At 51.9% G+C, this 17,695-nt stretch carries 17 protein-coding genes; 8 read left to right on the top strand and 9 right to left on the bottom strand.

Features of this window, described 5'->3' with window-relative positions:
- Position 1: 1 nt before the first annotated feature.
- Positions 2–757, bottom strand: a complete 756-nt coding sequence (locus tag ABFZ83_RS04795) for a ZIP family metal transporter (RefSeq protein ID WP_411818292.1) — start codon at positions 755–757, stop codon at positions 2–4.
- Positions 758–1,008: 251 nt separating this feature from the next.
- Here ABFZ83_RS04795 and ABFZ83_RS04790 point away from each other — a divergent pair, with 251 nt between their 5' ends.
- Entirely contained in the window at positions 1,009–2,019 is a 1,011-nt protein-coding gene (locus ABFZ83_RS04790; RefSeq protein WP_411818290.1) for a cation diffusion facilitator family transporter, read from the top strand.
- Here ABFZ83_RS04790 and ABFZ83_RS04785 read toward each other — a convergent pair.
- The 4 genes from ABFZ83_RS04785 to ABFZ83_RS04770 form a co-directional block, all read right to left on the bottom strand.
- Positions 2,014–3,333: a putative O-glycosylation ligase, exosortase A system-associated gene (locus tag ABFZ83_RS04785; protein WP_411818289.1), complete on the bottom strand. Its 1,320-nt coding sequence runs from the start codon at positions 3,331–3,333 to the stop codon at positions 2,014–2,016. The genes ABFZ83_RS04790 and ABFZ83_RS04785 overlap by 6 nt on opposite strands.
- Positions 3,334–3,427: 94 nt before the next feature.
- On the bottom strand, positions 3,428–4,432 hold the full coding sequence (locus ABFZ83_RS04780) for a P1 family peptidase (protein ID WP_411818288.1): 1,005 nt from the start codon (positions 4,430–4,432) through the stop codon (positions 3,428–3,430).
- Between the two features lie 34 nt (positions 4,433–4,466).
- Complete coding sequence (gene hemF, locus ABFZ83_RS04775) at positions 4,467–5,354, bottom strand: oxygen-dependent coproporphyrinogen oxidase (RefSeq protein ID WP_411818287.1); 888 nt, start codon at positions 5,352–5,354, stop codon at positions 4,467–4,469.
- Positions 5,339–5,791 (bottom strand): tRNA (cytidine(34)-2'-O)-methyltransferase, encoded by a 453-nt coding sequence (locus ABFZ83_RS04770; protein WP_411818286.1) that lies wholly within the window; start codon positions 5,789–5,791, stop codon positions 5,339–5,341. The genes hemF and ABFZ83_RS04770 overlap by 16 nt, the downstream gene beginning before the upstream one ends.
- A 171-nt stretch (positions 5,792–5,962) precedes the next feature.
- Between ABFZ83_RS04770 and petA the strand changes: the two genes are divergently transcribed.
- The 4 genes from petA (at position 5,963) to ABFZ83_RS04750 (ending at position 9,833) form a co-directional block, all read left to right on the top strand.
- Positions 5,963–6,559, top strand: coding sequence for a ubiquinol-cytochrome c reductase iron-sulfur subunit (petA, locus tag ABFZ83_RS04765; protein ID WP_411818285.1), 597 nt, complete (start codon positions 5,963–5,965; stop codon positions 6,557–6,559).
- Between the two features lie 16 nt (positions 6,560–6,575).
- A complete protein-coding gene (locus ABFZ83_RS04760; RefSeq protein ID WP_411818284.1) occupies positions 6,576–7,871 on the top strand; it encodes a cytochrome b in 1,296 nt (431 codons plus the stop codon).
- 10 nt (positions 7,872–7,881) lie between these two features.
- Entirely contained in the window at positions 7,882–8,808 is a 927-nt protein-coding gene (locus ABFZ83_RS04755; protein ID WP_411818283.1) for a cytochrome c1, read from the top strand.
- 143 nt (positions 8,809–8,951) lie between these two features.
- A complete protein-coding gene (locus ABFZ83_RS04750) occupies positions 8,952–9,833 on the top strand; it encodes an S-methyl-5'-thioadenosine phosphorylase (protein ID WP_411818282.1) in 882 nt (293 codons plus the stop codon).
- Here ABFZ83_RS04750 and ABFZ83_RS04745 read toward each other — a convergent pair.
- From ABFZ83_RS04745 to ABFZ83_RS04730, 4 genes are all read right to left on the bottom strand, one after another.
- Positions 9,823–10,551, bottom strand: coding sequence for a hypothetical protein (locus ABFZ83_RS04745; RefSeq protein WP_411818281.1), 729 nt, complete (start codon positions 10,549–10,551; stop codon positions 9,823–9,825). The genes ABFZ83_RS04750 and ABFZ83_RS04745 overlap by 11 nt on opposite strands.
- Positions 10,552–10,655: 104 nt before the next feature.
- The gene (gene ychF / locus ABFZ83_RS04740) at positions 10,656–11,753 is read right to left on the bottom strand and encodes a redox-regulated ATPase YchF (protein WP_411818280.1); all 1,098 of its coding nucleotides are present in this window, start codon (positions 11,751–11,753) and stop codon (positions 10,656–10,658) included.
- 11 nt (positions 11,754–11,764) lie between these two features.
- A complete protein-coding gene (gene pth / locus ABFZ83_RS04735; protein WP_411818279.1) occupies positions 11,765–12,487 on the bottom strand; it encodes an aminoacyl-tRNA hydrolase in 723 nt (240 codons plus the stop codon).
- Between the two features lie 55 nt (positions 12,488–12,542).
- The gene (locus ABFZ83_RS04730) at positions 12,543–13,193 is read right to left on the bottom strand and encodes a 50S ribosomal protein L25/general stress protein Ctc (protein WP_411818278.1); all 651 of its coding nucleotides are present in this window, start codon (positions 13,191–13,193) and stop codon (positions 12,543–12,545) included.
- Between the two features lie 393 nt (positions 13,194–13,586).
- Here ABFZ83_RS04730 and ABFZ83_RS04725 point away from each other — a divergent pair, with 393 nt between their 5' ends.
- From ABFZ83_RS04725 to hisG, 3 genes are all read left to right on the top strand, one after another.
- Entirely contained in the window at positions 13,587–16,166 is a 2,580-nt protein-coding gene (locus tag ABFZ83_RS04725) for a response regulator (RefSeq protein ID WP_411818277.1), read from the top strand.
- A 142-nt stretch (positions 16,167–16,308) separates the two neighbouring features.
- Positions 16,309–16,635 (top strand): YerC/YecD family TrpR-related protein, encoded by a 327-nt coding sequence (locus ABFZ83_RS04720; protein WP_411818276.1) that lies wholly within the window; start codon positions 16,309–16,311, stop codon positions 16,633–16,635.
- A gap of 1 nt (position 16,636) precedes the next feature.
- Positions 16,637–17,524, top strand: a complete 888-nt coding sequence (gene hisG / locus ABFZ83_RS04715) for an ATP phosphoribosyltransferase (protein ID WP_411818275.1) — start codon at positions 16,637–16,639, stop codon at positions 17,522–17,524.
- The last annotated feature ends 171 nt before the right edge of the window (positions 17,525–17,695 follow it).

Below are 17,695 nucleotides of genomic sequence, written 5' to 3'. Positions count from 1 at the left end.
ATCAGTGATGACCGCCGCCTAATTGCTGTAAGACGATTGCGATTGTTCCCGACAGAACGCCGAGCATAGCGAGATCATAGCCGCGCCGGCCAGGTGTCTTGGCGGCGTCCGGGCCAAGGTGGACAATCAACACATAAATTAGCGCGCCAGCTGCAATACCAAGCATTGCCGGGATTGGAATTTCACCGCTTACATCCAAAAGGATTAGCGAGATAATCGTCCCGGCGATGGTAGTGAGCGCAGAGGCAATCATCGCAAGTAAGATGGCGCGGCCGCGTCGGAGACCCGCCTGCGCCAGCAAGGCATAGGCGATTACCCCTTCGGGAAATTCGTGAAACAAAAGCCCACTGGTCGCGATCCAGCCCGTGAAAATCTCGTCCTGAAAAGACGCCGCGTAAATCGCTCCATCAAGAAATGAGTGCGATGCCAATGCGATGATTGAGGCATATCCAAAGGTGAGGGCAGCGCCTTCTGGTCCGGAATGGAAAATGCTCTGAACGGTGATTCCGATCAGCACCATGCCCGCAAAACCGACGGCTAACCATAATAATGCCAGTTGGGATTCGCTCGCCGCCTCTGGAATTAGATGGAAGAGGACCCCGACTGTTAACAACCCTACGGCGAAAGATGATGAATATGCACTATTGCGTTTGGCCCAATCGCCGAAAGACGCCATAGCGAATATTCCGAACGCACTCATCGCCGCGGCTATGACGCTCGCAACGAAGCCGTAAAAATATGCTGTATCCCCGTTCAACCTGCAGGGCCCCTTCCTGCCACTAGTGCGCCACTCGCACCCTAAATCGGACAAGGGAGCCGAGATAGCAATAAAAATGTTATCATATAACTCTTTTTTGAGGATGGGTGTGGCGAATATAGCGAGGGTATTATGGTGAATTTAAAGTGAAACCCTGTCGGAACGCCTTGCTCTGTCCAACGCGAACAGACTAATGTTCAGCCAAATCGTCGCGTATTAAAGTTTTGCAAAGAAAAAAAACTGGCAAACGCATGAGCAATTGCGGTCATCACGACCACCATACTCCAAACGATAAAGTAACCGGGCGTTTGCTCGCGGCTTTGGCTGTGATCGCCACATTCATGGTCGTTGAGATTGTTGGCGGCATAATCTCTGGCTCATTGGCGCTATTGGCGGATGCGGCGCATATGCTCACCGATGCGTTAGCATTGGCGCTTGCGGTTGCGGCACAATTTTTCGCAGCGCGCCCTGCAGATTCGCGACTTCATTTCGGATATCGGCGGGCACAAGTTCTCGCGGCTTTCGTGAATGGCTTGTTGCTTGGCGTGTTGTTGCTTTGGATTATTTACGAGGCGATCAGTCGTTTCATTGAACCGGTTGAGGTCGCATCGGGTTTGATGCTGTGGGTGGCAATTGCCGGCCTTGCGGCGAATGCGGTTGCATTTTTAATCCTTCATCGCCCTGACGAGAAAAACGTCAATATGCGCGGCGCGATATTGCACGTACTGGGCGACATGCTTGGCTCGGTCGCAGCGATTATCGCAGCAATAGTCATTGGCCTGACAGGCTGGATGGCCATCGACCCGATCCTCTCAATTGCTGTTGCGGTTTTGATCGGAATTTCTGCATTCCGCCTAGTGAAAGAAACTGGTTTCATTTTGCTTGAGGGCGCGCCGACAAATATTGATGTCAATGAACTCGGCCGTGGTCTTGTTGATACCTCACCGGAAATCATCGGCGTACATCACGTTCAAATTTCTCAAATTACGCCTGAACAACCGCGATTGACCATGCATGTTTGCGTTGCCAATGCGGAAAAAGCGCCGAGCGCACTCGCTTCGGCAAAGAGCTATTTAGAGCGTAATTATAATATTCATGACTCTACGATTCAGATTGAAATTGGCCCGAACTGTCCTGATGGCCTTGAAAAGGCAGAGCCAAGCAAACCGGTCGAAAAACACGAAAAATCACCTGAAAAGGCAAGCGACCAAAGTTCAGGTAGCGCTGCCGCTTTCGCAACGCCAAACAACTTCCAACTATAAGCTATTGCTCGATTTTAGGGTATCCGGCGGTTGCCAAGAGCGGGCCCGGATCTTGGCCAATGCATGCCCGGTTTTCTTTTGTGCTGGATAAACAAGTCGGGTTAGCGCCGCGATCAATGCGATAATCACCAGATAGCCATCCCACATTTCCATCGAGGTCGATGCCCCGCCAATGCCAAATACGACCATGGATATTTGAGCATAATAGGCGAACCGCCATTTCCACGGCGCGAGTTTTGGGTCTTTTCGTTTCAGGCTAATTCCCCACGCTGAGAAATACGCGGTCGCGAGCAACGCAAGATAGATTGCAAGGCCCACAAAACCAGATCCGCCTAAAACCTCGAAATAAATTGAATGCGCGGCCTTTGCCCGTTCGGCCCGCTCTGGGTCTACCGCTGCGGCGATTTCCTTCTCATAGGAATTTCGAAGACCAGCACCGGTTAGCGGGTTCTCCTTCGCGAGTTTGTAGTTGATGACCCATGCATCGACGCGCCCCATGAACGAAGCGTCTTGTGTAGCTTCGCCAATCGTCGCCATGCGTTCTGTCCATTTCGACGGCATGAACGCAATTGTCGGTACCATCAAAAGGGCTAAGCCCGCTGCGATAGTGAATTTGTGTTTTGATCGTAGCCAGAAAAAACCACCGAACACCACGAGCGAGATAAACGCCCCGCGCGATTGCGTACCGATGATCGCGATAACGGCCATAGCGAAGAGGGCGAGCAATCCGTGTCTGACAATGGGCCGTGCAGCTTCGTCGCGCAGGTAAAAAATCAGGGGCAGGATGGTCGCAACCGCTATACCGAAGTGATTATTGTCCTCCAGTATTGTATTCGTCAGACCTTGCACCCGATATTGGCCGAGAGTCAGGACGGTAAATGCCGCCCCCTTTGCGGCGAGAAATCCAATAGAGACAACGGTCGTCCAGACCAGCGCGTTAAAACGCAATTTGTCAATCGTCATTTGCGCGCACAGGACGATGAACAACAATGTTTTGATGAAGCGATCATGGTAAACGGCGGAACTTTCAGGCGCGAGCGAGAAATATTGCGCGACCGTAAGCCAGCCAGCAAAAATGATTATCAACGTTGTGATCGGGTCAAACCGGAATTTCGTGAATTCGCGCGACACGATGTAAGACGCGATCGTCACGCCAGCGATGATGACATTAAGCGGAATGCCAAATACCCCATAGGCCGCTTGGTGAGGGGTCATCAGGGTAAACCACGCCCAAGTTAACAGGCCGACAAAGGGATGCCGCAACGCTGCGCTTAGGCATAGCGCAGTGAAGATCAACAAAATTATGTCGCGCATGACTTTGTTCGCCGGTTCAATACGGGAAAATCCCGCCAGATAGCTGTTTTATATACAAGGATCAGGCCGGTCGCATCGGCGATGCAATTCTTGGTTAACGCTGCGCCTCGTAAACACCACGGGCAATGGCGCGAGCGAGGCAATCACTCGCGGCGCTGCCGATATGGGCAATCTCAAAATGACGCGCGGCAGGGGATTGATCCTCGAAAGGAATATCACCGGTAGAAACCGCAAATACGGTATCACCGTCAAACGGCGTATGTGCCGGCCTGACTGCGCGCGCAATGCCGTCATGCGCCATCATCGCAACCCTTTTAGCTTCGGTATTGGTAAGGTCAGCATTGGTGGCGATGACAGCAATGATCGTATTTGACGTTTCCGGGGGGGCTTTTTTCAACCGCGAATGATCAGGGAACGGATGACGCTGATCGCGTTCAGTCGGTGGGCTAACCCCGCCAAACTCATCGCCTATCTCCCATGGCCACGCATAGAAGCATTTCCCATCAGGCATAAAAACAGACCCAACCGGATTAACAGCGACGAGCGCGCCAACCGTTACATTATTCTCCAGAACGATCGACGCCGAGCCAAGCCCACCTTTTTGGGTTCCGGCCATCGCGCCCATGCCAGCGCCGACATTGCCGAGATCAAAGCGATCACCAATATTGGCAAGCGCTTCGATCCCGAGATCACGATAGGGCGGCGTTGCACCCCAATCCTTGTCACCATCATTGGTGAGATCATGTAAAATTGCAGAGGGAACAATCGGTATTGCCGGTCCTTTTTCACCCAAGCGGAGGCCGACTTTTTGATCAGAAAGTGTGGCGGCTACCCCGTCTGCGGCGGCGAGGCCGAAAACAGAACCGCCAGCAAGCACAATCGCATCAGCTCGGCCAACGAGGTTTTCCGGTGATAATGTATCTGTCTCGCGGGTGCCGGGACCGCCGCCACGAATATCAACCGCGGTCAAAAATGATCGGGCGCAGCGTAAAACGGTTACGCCGGTTTTTGCAGCATCGCTTGAAGCATTTCCGACTTTGATCGACGGAATGTCGGTTATGAGATTGAGCGGCCCGGGAACTACGCTACTTTTGTGCATTGCATCGTCCTCCATACCGTTTGCGGGTTTTATTCTACGGCCATTTTGCTTCCGGGGGCAGGGAGGAAAGAATCGACTTTACGTTCCCGCCGGTTTTCAAGCCAAATGTCGTTCCGCGATCATATAGCAGATTGAACTCTGCATAGCGCCCGCGTTGAATTAATTGTTTTTCCCGGTCGTCATCCGTCCACGGTTGGTCCATCCGCTTTCGCACGAGTGCCGGATAGGATTGTGAAAATGCCTTTCCGACATCCTTTGTGAAGGCAAAATCAGCGTTCCAATCGCCGCTATCATGGCGGTCATAAAAAATCCCGCCGACACCCCGCGGCTCGTCCCTGTGCGGGAGATAGAAATAGTCGTCGCACCATTTTTTGAATTTGGGAAAATATTCCGGATCATGGGCGTCACATGCTGATTTCATGGCGGCGTGAAACGCAATGGTATCTTCGTGATCGTCCCGCCGGTAGGCCGGGTGCATCGGGTTCAGATCCCCGCCGCCGCCAAACCAGCATTTGGTTGTGACAATCATCCGCGTATTCATGTGCGCCGCTGGCGCATGTGGGTTTCGCGGATGAGCAATCAGAGAAATGCCGGAGGCCCAAAAACGGGGATCTTCGCTCGCGCCGGGGATCTGGTTGCGAAACTCCTCGGAAAATTCTCCATATACGGTTGAGGTATGGATTCCGGCTTTCTCGAACACACGGCCATGCAGCATGCCCATTGTGCCGCCCCCCTGATCGGACGTTCCATCGCCGCGTTTCCAGGGCGTTTTTTCGAATCGGCCAGCCGGCATTTCCGAATAAAGCGCGCCGGCCTGGTCTTCAATTTGCTCAAATGCGGCGCATAGTTGGTCGCGCAGGTCGGAAAACCACGCTGCGGCATTATTTTTTTTATTTTCCAAGTCCGTCACGATGTTTCCCATCCAATTTGCCGTCTGGCCTCTGCCAGCGCGATTCCAGCGGCGACTGCGACATTTAGCGAGCGCGCTTCCGGTGCCAAGGGGATGAAGATGCGTGAATGGGCCGCATCGTGGATTTCTGGCGGGGCACCGGCACTCTCACGGCCCATGAGCAAGATGTCGTCGTGCCGGAATTGAAAGTCGTAAATATTATCCGCAGCAGCGGTCGTCATTAGAATAAGCCGCGAATCTCCTAGGTTTTCGTGGAAGGCGCGCCAGCCAGAATGGGCAATCGGGCCAGCTTTTGCCCCATAATCCATGGCCACGCGGCGAACCTCTCGCGAATCAAGTGGAAAACCGCAAGGTTCGATAACATCAAGACCGGCACCGAAACAGGCGGCGATCCGAATAGCGGCACCCACATTTTGTGGAATATCTGGTTGGTATAGGGCAAGTCTCATAGCGCTGTTTTTACACAGATTTCGTTCCTTGTCGCGACCACTCGCGACGCTAGGCCGCAGCGCGTTCGCGCCTAGACTTTGTACATAGGACATGCCAAACACCCCGGCGATTCTTCTTGTTTTTAAGGGCGTGACTATCCTTGGTGAAGCGGGCCCAAAGGCGAATAGACAATGACGACACCTGACGAGACTGAAGACGGCGAAACAACACGCCGCGATTTTATCCATATTTTCGGCGCAGCGACCGCTGCAGTCGGGGCAGGCGCGGTTTTATGGCCGCTGGTTCACCAGATGAACCCCGATGCTTCGGTGCTGGCGCTTTCCACCAAAGAGGTTGATCTTTCTTCTGTGCCAGTAGGCCAGGCGATCAAGGTGATGTGGCAGGGGAAACCTGTTTTCATCCGTCACCGTACGCCCGAAGAGATCAAAGAGGCTGAAGCGACACCTGTTGCGAGCCTAAAAGACGGCGTTGCGCGAAATGACAATGTGTCCGCCAAGGACGAAGCGACCGACACGGCGCGGGTCACCGACTCGCTCGGCGTGGCGCGGCCTGAATGGCTCGTGCTTGTCGGGGTTTGTACGCACCTTGGTTGTATTCCGCTTGGTACGTCTGCTGGCGAGAATCGCGGCGACTATAATGGCTGGTTCTGTCCGTGCCATGGTTCGCACTACGATGTCTCCGGCCGTATCCGTAAAGGTCCGGCACCAGAGAACCTTATCGTGCCACCCTATCAATTCATTTCCGACTCTGTCGTGAAGATCGGCTAGGAGAGCCAAAAAGCCCATGAGCCATGCTTCCACATACAAGCCCGGAACCGGGATCGAGAATTGGCTAGACAAGCGTCTTCCGCTTGTCCGCCTTGCGCATGACAGCTTTGTCGATTTCCCAACTCCGAAGAATCTCAATTACTGGTGGACATTCGGCGGTATCCTCGCCGTCTGCCTGATCATCCAAATTCTGACCGGCGTTATCCTTGCGATGCATTATACGCCGCATGTCGATCTGGCCTTCGATAGCGTTGAGCACATTATGCGCGACGTGAACTATGGCTGGTTGATGCGTTATGTTCACGCGAACGGCGCGTCCATGTTCTTCCTTGCGGTTTACCTGCATATGTTCCGTGGCCTTTATTACGGTTCATACAAAGAGCCGCGCGAAGTTCTCTGGATGCTCGGTGTTGTTATCTATCTCCTGATGATGGCGACCGCATTTATGGGATACGTCTTGCCATGGGGACAAATGTCTTACTGGGGCGCGACCGTTATCTCGAACCTGTTCTCAGCAATTCCGGTTATCGGTGACGACATCCGTACGTTGCTCTGGGGTGGTTTCTCCGTTGATAACCCGACGCTGAACCGGTTCTTCTCGCTGCACTTCCTCCTGCCGTTCGCTATTTTCGGTGTTGTTATCCTTCACGTCTGGGCGCTTCACATTCCGGGCAATAACAATCCGACCGGCGTAGAGGTAAAAGACGTCAAAAAAGACACACTGCCGATGCACCCGTATTATACGGTGAAAGATGGTTTCGCGATTGTCGTCTTCTTGGTGCTCTTTGCGGCCTTCGTATTCTTCAATCCAAATGGCCTCGGGCACCCGGACAACTATATCGAAGCAAACCCGCTTTCGACGCCCGCATCGATTGTGCCTGAGTGGTATTACCTACCGTTCTACGCAATCTTGCGTGCGATCACTTTTGATATTGGGCCGATTTCGTCGAAACTTGGCGGCGTGATGGCGATGTTCGGATCGATCTTGATCCTCTTCGTTCTGCCGTGGCTCGATACATCAAAAGTACGTTCAATGCGGTACCGTCCGATTGCCCGCATGTGGTTTGTGCTCTTTGTCATCGCATGTATCGCGTTGGGATGGCTTGGCGGCAAACCAGCTGAGGGCTCTTATGTGATGTTCGCGCAGATCGCGACCGCATATTACTTCGGCTTCTTCCTGATTATCCTTCCTCTGTTGGGTCTTCTGGAAACGCCTAAACCGCTGCCGAGATCCATTTCCGAGGCAGTTCTGCATAAATCATCTAAAGCCGAAACATCCGCCGCGCCGGGCGTAAAAGCGGCTGCGGAATAGGGGACGAGGGATGAAATTAATCAACATCGCCCGCACACTAACGATCGCTTTGGCGGCAACTGTAGCAGGTCAGTCTGCTGCTTTTGCGGCCGCTGGCGAGGCCAAACATTACGAGCACCAACACTGGCACTTTAACGGCCCGTTCGGCACTTTTGATAAAGACGCGCTACAGCGTGGTTATCAGGTTTACGAAGCGGTCTGTTCGAACTGCCACGGCCTTGAGCAAGTTTCCTTCCGGAACCTTGGTCAAAAAGGTGGACCGTTTTATTTGGAAGATTGCCCGGCCGGTATTCCTGATACGGTTGATTGTTCTAATCCGAACGATAATCCAATCGTAAAAGCGCTGGCTGCACAGTACAAATATCAGGTTGTTGATGGCCCCGATGACACTGGTGAAATGTTCAACCGTGCTCCATTGGCGTCTGACCGTTTCCCCGGTCCATATGCCAATGAGCAAATTGCGCGTATGGCAAACAACAATGCTCTGCCGCCAGATCTTTCATTGATCACTAAGGCGCGTCATGGTGGACCTGACTACATCTATAGCCTTTTGACAGGTTACGAAGAGGTTCCATCAACGGTCGAGGTTGGCCCTGGTCAATACTATAACCCGTATTTCCACGGCGACCTCTCGCAAGCGTTGAAACCAGAATATCTCGATGAAGAAGGTGATCCGGTCGAGGGCGTCCATGTGCCGCTCGGTGGTGTCCTTGCGATGGCCCCACCACTGGCGGACGGAATTATCGAATATGGTGACGATTCCCCGCAAACGGTTGAGCAATATGCGAAAGACGTCACTGAGTTTTTGATGTGGGCTGCTGAACCAAAGCTCGAAGCCCGTAAGAAACTCGGTGTAATGACGATTATTTACCTGTTGATCCTCTCGATCATTCTTTACTGGTCGTATCGGAAAATTTGGTCGAAAGTTGAGCACTAATTTTTCGACCGAGTAGACATTAAAACGCCCCGGATTTTCGTCCGGGGCGTTTTTTTTATGTTGTGCGGTAACGATATTGCGTATTGCAGCCATCCCACGGCGCTATACTATCATAGCTTCAAAAATTGATTGGGAAGCGGATCATGGCAGATCAAAAACGAATTCTTGGGTTTATTGGTGGTTCAGGCGTCTATTCGGTCGATGCGCTTGAAAACCCGAAGAAAATTGTTGTGACGACCCCGTGGGGCGAACCGTCTGATGCTCTGGTCCGCGGAAAGCTTGCGGGTGTTGAAGTCGTGTTTCTCGCACGGCATGGGAATGGCCATCGAATTCCACCCAATGAGGTGAATTATCGCGCAAACATCGACGCGATGAAGCGGCTCGGGGTCACTGATATTATTTCGATCTCTTCTTGCGGTTCGTTCAGAGAAGATCTGGCACCGGGCAGTTTTGTGGTCGTTGATCAATTCGTCGACCGAACGACGATGCGCGAGAAAACCTTTTTCGGTTCAGGATTTGTTGCCCATGTGTCGATGGCCGATCCGATATGTCCTGCGCTTGCGACAGCACTCGCAGAATCCTGTGCGGCGCTTAACATTCCGCACGCGGCTAAGGGAACCTATCTCGCGATTGACGGCCCGCAATTTTCGTCGCGCGCTGAATCGCACATGTATCGAGCGTGGGGATGCGATGTAATCGGGATGACGAATATGCCCGAAGCAAAATTGGCGCGCGAAGCTGAAATTCCGTATGCAACGCTTGCTATGGTGACAGATTACGATTGTTGGCGCGAAAACACCGGTGCCGTTGAAGTTGGTCACATTTTAGAAACCATGCAGCAAAACACGAAGAATGCAGCGCGCTTGGTTTCCCACTTGATTCCGCGTCTCGGCGCAACGCGAAAACCGTCGCCGCTAGGAATTGAAACTGCGCTTGATATGGCTGTGATTACGCCGCCAAATGCGCGCGATCAGTCGATGATTCGAAAGTTGAATGTAATCGCTGGTCGGTTTCTTAACAGTTAGAGGCTTTTTTCTCGGGCATCACTTGCGCAAGGTGTTCAGCGATCGGTTGGGCATCAATTTCGATCAGCTGCTCATCGAGATTATCTTTGATCATGCTGATCGTTAGACCGTAGGCTGCGGCCATATGAAGTTGCCAGTCATTGAGGTTCATGACGACAATCCCGCGATTACCGCGGCTATGAAACTTTAGTGCCTGAGCGGTCCAGCGGGTCTCGCTTGCGGACAACCAGATTGTGTTTATGCCGCTGACTGCTGCCGGGTCCGCGGTGACGAGCGTGATGAGGTGACGGTGCGCATCAATTTCATGCGCCAAGCTCGTGGTAATTTGAATGCGTGTCGGAACGCTCGATTCGGCGTTGATAAATGGGCTGCTTTTATTTTTCGATTTATCGCGGATATCGACCTCGCCAAACGGTGCCAGCGATACTTCTTTTTGTCCGCCAGCCATCAGTTTGAGCGACGCGTCATCAAGCGTCGCCGCGAATCCTTCGGGAAACACCCTGACGACCTGACCGGAAAGGACGGGTAATCCCCCAAGCCGCACGGCGACGGAGTCACCCTTTGCGACGTCACATTCACTTCGAATTGCGAGGCTTCGGGTTGTAAAATTTAATGTATTGGAAACTTCCTCGGGGCCGCCATTGATAGAAAAGCGCACCTCGAGCGCCGCATTAAAGCGGGGGGATCGGCGACTATTTGTTTCCGGTTTTGCGCTCATGCCCCCAATTTAGAGCATTTGTTTTAATCTAATGTAAAAGCCGTTTGCGCCCAAACGATTATAGGGTTTACGGAAATTAACGATTTTGCGCGCCGTTATTCCGCTTAGGTATTAAAGCGGAAATGCATCACGTCGCCATCTTTGACGATATATTCTTTGCCTTCGAGGCGTAATTTACCAGCTTCTTTTGCAGGTTGCTCACCGCCCAATTCAATGAAATCTGCATAGGCAATCGTCTCGGCGCGAATAAAGCCTTTTTCGAAATCCGTATGAATAACGCCAGCGGCCTGTGGCGCTGTTGCGCCGCGTTTGACTGTCCAGGCGCGCGCTTCCTTTGGGCCTACGGTAAAATAAGTATGAAGATCCAATAGATCGAAGCCAGTACGGATCAATCGATTTAGACCCGGTTCATCGAGCCCCAGAGTTTCTAGATATTCCGCTTGTTCTTCGTCATCAAGCTGCGCGAGTTCGGATTCGATTTTCGCCGAAATTGTGACTGAGGCAGCGCCCTCGACCGCAGCCCGGTCATCTACGACTTTCGAAAACTGATTGCCGTCCGCGGCTGAATCTTCATCGACATTCGCAACAAATAAGACCGGCTTTGCAGTCAATAATTGCAGACCGTTCCACGCTTTTTTCTCATCTTCGGCGATTTCGGCATGGCGGGCAGGGCGGCCGTTATTTAATTCGACTAGCGCACGCTCGACGAGTTCGAGGGTTTCTTTTGCGTCTTTATCGCCGCCTCGGGCTTTCTTTTCGAGGTTTGTTTTGCGCTTTTCTAGGCTCTCGAGATCAGCGAGCATCAGCTCTGTTTCGACCACTTCGAAATCCGCGATCGGATCAATCTTGTTAGAGACATGGGTGATGTCGTCATCTTCAAAACAGCGCAGAACATAAGCAACTGCATCGACCTCGCGTATATTCGCGAGGAACTGATTGCCAAGGCCTTCGCCTTTAGAAGCGCCCTTAACCAGCCCGGCAATATCGACAAATTGCATCCGTGCAGGGATGACTTCTTTCGAGCTTGCGATGTCGGCGAGTTTTTTCAATCGGGGCTCAGGAACGGCAACATCACCGACATTCGGCTCGATTGTACAAAACGGGTAGTTCGCTGCCTGCGCCGCAGCGGTTTTGGTCAACGCATTGAACAAGGTTGATTTACCAACATTCGGCAAGCCGACGATACCGCACTTAAAGCCCATGATTTTTCTTTCTACTTCTTACCGCCGAGGATTTTCTGGAACGCAGCGGCGAACGCATTTGTCTCAGTTTTGTCTGGCTCATTCGACTGTGTTACCGGTTTAGATGTTTCAGCCGGTTTTTGTTTGGTCTTTTCCTGTTTCGCTGGCGGCTTTGCCGGCGCAAACTCTTGGGCAACAGCCGTGGCGAATCGGTTGCCGTCACCGGTGGTGAGCATTGGGGCGGATTTGGCGATTACCCTAAGCATGCCCTGGAGCCAATCTTGATCGGCTTTCGCGAAGTCGCCCAGAACGTGTCCGGTCACTCTTGATTTACTGCCGGGATGACCGATACCGATTCTCACGCGTTTAAAGTCATTACCGATATGCGCGTCAATCGAGCGTATACCGTTATGGCCCGCTGCGCCGCCGCCGGTCTTTATCCGCAATTTGCCCGGTGCGAGATCAAGTTCATCATAGAAAACGATAATGTTTTCATTGGGTATTTTGAAAAAACGTGCGGCTTCACCCACGGAACGACCTGATTCGTTCATATAGGTGAGGGGCTTTAAGATAAGCGCCTTTGAACGGCCATTCGGTCCGTCGAGAAATCCTTCGCGGATTTCACCGTGAAATTTCGATTTTGCCACAGAGAAATTGTGGGCATTGGCGATTTCATCAACCGCCATAAAGCCCACATTATGCCTTTGGCGGGCATGTTTTTCGCCAGGGTTACCGAGGCCCACAAGAAGCAGCATTAAGCGCTCCACAAGAATTTGGGCGATGAATAAATAAGAAGAGAGGTCAGGAAGACTACTCTTCTTTTGCTTCTTCGCCTTCAGCTTCCGCTTCTGTCTCTTCCTCGTCTGAAGCTTCGTCAGCCGAACGGAGAGCAGATGGTGCCGCGATCGTCGCGATCGTGAAATCACGATCTGTAATCACGTGGGTCACACCTTCAGGCAGTTTGATCGCTGAAGCGTGGATGCTGTCGCCGACCTCAAGGCCAGTGACGTCAATTTCGAAAATCTCAGGAATTGATGTCGCCGGTGCATAAACTTCGACCGCGTGACGAACAACGTTGAGAACGCCGCCTTTTTTGAGGCCCGGTGATGCTTCTTCGTTAACGAAGCGAACAGGCACGGCAACGTCGATTCGTGTTTTCTCGTTCACGCGCATTAGGTCAACATGCACTGGCATGCCTTTAACAGGGTGAACCTGAACCGCACGGGCGATGACTGGCTGCTGGCCGTCTTCGCCGGGAACGTCGATTTTCGCGAGGTGAGAAATCAAACGGCCAGAATTATAGGCCTTTGAAATTTCATTGCTGCGAAGGTTAACCGCGACGGGATCTTGGTCGCCGCCGTAAAGAACGCCTGGAACCCAACCTTCACGCCGCGCAGCACGGGCACCGCCAGTGCCAGTTTTTTCGCGAGCTTCACAGTAAAATACTTCAGTCGTTGCCATGATTATTCGGCGTCCTTAGCGCAAAAACCACCGCTACGGAGCGCTATGCGAGCCCCCGCTGCAGTGCGGAAATTCAAATTGAGGAGCGGTCTATAAATCAAAGCCTTAAAGACTGCAAGCGCTGAACCCCCGGTTTTAGGCGGCGATGGGGCAAATTTTTACCTAACGGCGGTGCCCCTTTGACTTTAGCCCTGTCAGCTTGAAAATCGAACGGGTTTTCCGCCCAATTTGGCCCAATGGGGCAAGAGATCTCGTCGCTTTGACTGGGCTAAGCGTGGCGTAAATGGGCGTTTCTTCTAATCGTTAGCTATTTCTATCCAAAGAAAATAGTCATTAACTAAACCGAGCTAAGCTTTGACCTCAGGGGTTTATCAAGACTGGGTGCAGAGCCAAATGAAGTTAATGAAAAGTGCAAGTACAGACGGGACCGGACCGTCTGGCACAAGACTGATGGTGTCGGCGTTGGCGGCGGGAACGGTAACTGTTCTCTTGATATTCGGCCTTTTCGCCACATTTCATGACTTTTCCGAGCACGATCTCCGTAGAAAAGAGCTTGAAAAATATCTTGAAACCGTTGGTACCGCGACCGCATGGGGCGCAGATAACTGGCTGACGCATCGGACAAGATTGACGGAAAATATCGCTGATACGCTGGCAGATACCTTTGACGGGAATAATGCGGTCGAAATCGTCAAAAGCCCGGTCTACGAAAAGACCTTTATTTGGACCTATTTCGGCGAGGTCGACGGAAGCTACCACATTTGGCCTGCTGATGATCAGTTGCCGTCGGATTACGATCCCCGGTCGCGCCCCTGGTATTCGGCGGCGCTCATGGCGAAAAAAGCAACGCTAACCGAGCCCTATTTTGACATCACAACGAATGTTGAGACGATCACGGTCGCGTCCCCCGTTTATCGTGATCGCGAATTATTGGGGGTCGTCGGCGCTGATTTTTCGACCCTGACCCTCGCGGAAATGCTCGCCGAGACTAATCTTGGCGGATTGGGATTTGCGTTTCTTGTAACGGGCGACGGCAAAATCCTCGCTCATCCGGATCGGGATTTAGTCTCGAAAGATATCGCGTTCGCATATCCCGGACAGCGACCGAATATCGACAACGAAATTCAATATCTCGATACGATGAAGAACCCGCAAATCGTTAGCTTCTATCGAATTCCAAATTTGGGGTCAGTGGATTGGTATCTAGGTCTATCAATTGATAAGCGCGCGGCGTTTCACAGCGTCCATGAATTCCGGCAATCCGCGGCTGTGGCAACCTTGGTCGCTTGTCTGCTTATGATTGTGGTTCTTGGTTTTGTGATCCACCGCGTATTGGTCAGACCATTGATGAATGCGCGCAAAGCGGCCGATGCTGCCAATGTCGCGAAATCGGACTTTCTTGCCTCTATGAGTCATGAAATTCGTACACCAATGAATGGTGTTTTGGGTATGGCAGAGATTCTGTCGTCAACTGATCTTGATCAGCGGCAACATGAATTAGCGTCTATTATAATCTCCTCAGGCAACGCCTTGATGGCGGTTATCAATGACATTCTCGATTTTGCCAAACTGGAGGCCGGCAAGTTAAAGCTAGCTCCAAGGCCGTTTAATCTGCGACAGACCGTTTATGAGGTCACGACGATGATGCAGGCGCGGGCGCACGAACAGGACATTGAATTAATTGTCCGATACGCGCCGGATCTTCCTGAAGGGGTGATCGCCGATGATTCCCGGCTACGGCAGGTCTTGGGTAACCTCATTGGTAATGCGGTTAAGTTTACTGAGAAGGGTTATGTTCTGGTCGAGGTCACCGGTGAGAAAGTCGGTACAACAATCGATCTAATGTTCAGCGTTAAAGATACCGGGGTCGGGATTTCATCTGAACAAATTCCGCGCATGTTTGAAAAATTTGAGCAGGCCGACGGCTCCCATACGCGCAAATTTGGCGGAACCGGTCTCGGTCTGGCCATTTGCCGGGACATTGTTGAACTCATGGGCGGAAAAATTGGTGCGGAAAGTGAAATCGGTGCCGGGTCTCGTTTCTGGTTCAAACTAAACCTTCCGGTCGATGAGGAAATCCGGTCGCTCCCAGTCGTGAAGCAGGACACCTTTGATCAGGTCCGAATTCTGGGTGTTGATGATAATGCGGTAAACAGACGGATATTGCAGGAATTTCTGGACGGGTGGGGTTTCCGCTCAACAATCGTCGGCGATCCAGTCAAGGCGATGGCAGAGCTTGAGAAATCGAGGGTTGTGGATGATGAATATCATGCACTTATTCTCGACTACCAGATGCCGGGCGAAGACGGCGTGTCTTTAGCGAAACGAATTCAGGCCGATCCGAAATTCGCAAATATTCCTACGATCATTCTCACATCTATTGATGAAGCTATGGCAACCGCATCCAAAGAAGGCGTGCGAATTGATAAGCTGCTATCAAAACCGATAAGGCCATCACGCCTGATGGATTCGATTGCTGCTATCTTATCGGATAGTGCGCCAAGGCTATTGCGCCGAAGCGCGCAAATTCGCCAAGAAGGAATAGCGAAGGAACGAAAGAATATTGCGGCAGCCGGCCGAAAAACAATTCTTGTGGCCGAAGATAATCAGGTCAACCAGCTCGTGATAAAGCGTTTCCTTGATGAAAGCCGGTTCGACATCATCATCGCTGAAAACGGGGAAGAAGCGGTCGAGCTTTACCAAAAACATTCTCCGGCGATCGTTTTTATGGATTTATCAATGCCGGTCATGGATGGCATAAGCGCCGCGCAAAAAATCCGCGAATATGAGCGAACGCGAGGCATGAACGCAGTGCCAATTATTGCCGCGACGGCACATGTTTTAGACAGTGACCGCACGCGATGTATCTCGGCCGGCATGAATGATTTCCTGAGCAAGCCTATGAAAAAGGACGCCGTTGAGGATGTTCTGGATCGTTGGCTGGTACCGGCCGCCGTTGAGGTATCTGCGTAGATAATCTGCATTTCTCACGGCCTTTTTAATAAAACCGTCGTTGACATCTCGTTTTGTCCCTGTATCACCGTGTTAATACAGCGATACAGTTGCGGATGATGGTTATCTCTTCCGCCCAACAGAGTGACAAAGACGCTAACTTATGCGTGGGCCAATAAAAAAACCGGATCAGACAAGCCGCGTACGGGATCAAAAGGCGCTTTTCGCGGCTTTTTCAAAACTCGAAAACGGGCGCGAAGCCGCACGGTTTTTGCGTGATCTCGCTACGCCGGGTGAACTCGAAGCCTTTGCCGAGCGTTGGCGAATTGCGCGAATGCTGGACGAGGGGCGTTATTCCTATCGAGAAATTTCAGCGGCAACGGGGGCTTCGACGACCACCGTTGGCCGCGTTGCGCGCTTTTTGCGCGAGGAAACACATCAAGGGTACAGGCTCGTTCTGGACCGGACAAAAGATTCAAGTGGAGAGTAAAATGGCCGAAGAACGGTTACGTATCGCAATTCAAAAATCCGGACGTTTGTCCGATGGCTCGTTCGAGCTATTGAAAAGTTGCGGCCTTAAAGTGTCTCGTGGGCGGGACAAGCTCTATGGTCGGGTTCAAGAAATGCCGATTGATGTCCTGTTGCTTCGCGATGACGACATCCCCGCCTTTGTTGCAGATAATGCTTGCGACATCGGCATTGTGGGCCAAAACGTATTTGAAGAAGAATTGCTGAGTGAGACCCATGAGGCACCGGCGGAAGAAGTCATGCAGCTTGGCTTTGCTCGATGCCGGTTGCTGCTTGCCGCGCCGAAAGAGTGGAATTTTGACGGTGCCAACGATCTCGCAAGCAAACGTATCGCGACCTCTTATCCTGCACTGACCAAAGCGTGGTTGGAGCGCGAGGGCGTCGAAGCCAAAGTTGTGATGATGAAAGGCTCGGTTGAAGTCGCGCCGCGATTGAAAATCGCAGATGCGGTTTGCGATATTGTGTCGACCGGCGCAACGCTCGATGCAAACGGCCTAAAGCCGGTGGCGACCGTTTTTGACTCAGAAGCGATCCTTATCCGTAACGCAGAAAAATTTAGCGCGGAAAAACAGGCGATATTTGATGCTCTCATCAAACGCATCAATGGTGTGCTGCGATCAAAAGATGCGAAATACATCATGATGAATGCACCGCGCAGCGCCGTTGAGGCGATCACCGAATTTCTTCCCGGCGCGGATGCACCGACAGTGTTGGAACTCGCGGGCAATCCCGACAAAGTCGCGATACATGCGGTATGTCGGGAAAGCGTGTTTTGGGATACTTTAGAAGAGCTCAAGAAACTTGGTGCCAGTGCGATACTGGTTCTGCCAATCGAAAAGATGATGCCCTAGGGCAATCAGTCCAAAATTATTTATGCATTGAATGCGCCTGAAAGTATATTTCAGGCGCATTTTTTGCATTCGTTGAATTTGTAACATCAGCTTTGATGGATTGTCGTAGTTCTGACGCGTCAATGTCATACAAGTGATAAGCAATAGGGATAAGCAGCCATCGTTGCGTAA

It is taken from the genome of Hyphococcus formosus (assembly GCF_046736345.1).
GTDB lineage: Bacteria > Pseudomonadota > Alphaproteobacteria > Caulobacterales > Parvularculaceae > Hyphococcus > Hyphococcus formosus.
The sequence above is the reverse complement of the archived record's forward strand: the minus strand, read 5'-3'. Positions and strand labels throughout refer to the sequence as shown.